Below are 677 nucleotides of genomic sequence, written 5' to 3'. Positions count from 1 at the left end.
GGCTTGACCTTGCTTTCCCGTCCAATCCCGGAATTACCTTTGCGCCCAGAACGGAAATGACTGCCTGATGCGGCTCACTGAAAGGCGCAAAAATGGAGGTAAACGAAAACAGAGGCTGATTGGGTAGAAAAAACTTCAGGGAAAAATCCGTAAAAAAGGAATCACCAAAAGGAAAAAGACATCACCGGAAGCGTGAAAAGGGCAAACCACTACAAAGGAAGTATGATTGTTTTCCGATCCGACAGGACTTGTCCAGCCGGGCGACAACAATCATTCTTCCCGGATTGCCCGCTGTGTGTGGCTACCTGTTTCATTCATGGGGCAGGCGGACACACTCTGCATTCACTTTCCGCTTCCGGCAAAAGGGACAGCGAAAAAAAAAAATCATCTGAAAACCCGTAAAAGCACCTCTTGGCATAGGCGCAAAAGAAAGGGGCATTGCTTCATCTGTCTAAACATCGTTTAGGCGTGAGGCAATGCCCTTTTCTCCGGCTATGCGGTAGTTGGCACACGTTTGTTCCAAACTCGTTTTGGGCAATGGTGTGCCGACGGATAATACCGCTTTTACGGAAAAATCTTATGAATGAGGGGATAAAAATCTGGGAGTTTATATCAAAATCTCGGATTAAATAGCTACTTTTGCATACGAAGAGTTCTTTGAAGGTTACGCAACGCGC

Annotated in this window: 1 pseudogene; it reads left to right on the top strand. The window is 46.5% G+C overall.

What is annotated here, in order from left to right:
* Nucleotides 1-447 precede the first annotated feature (447 nt).
* Nucleotides 448-661, top strand: a pseudogene (locus DW039_RS21555) (hypothetical protein).
* Nucleotides 662-677: the final 16 nt, after the last annotated feature.

It is taken from the genome of Bacteroides sp. AF39-16AC (assembly GCF_003602735.1).
Lineage (GTDB): Bacteria > Bacteroidota > Bacteroidia > Bacteroidales > Bacteroidaceae > Bacteroides > Bacteroides uniformis.
Note: the sequence above shows the minus strand (reverse complement) of the source record. Positions and strands in the feature narration are given on the sequence as shown.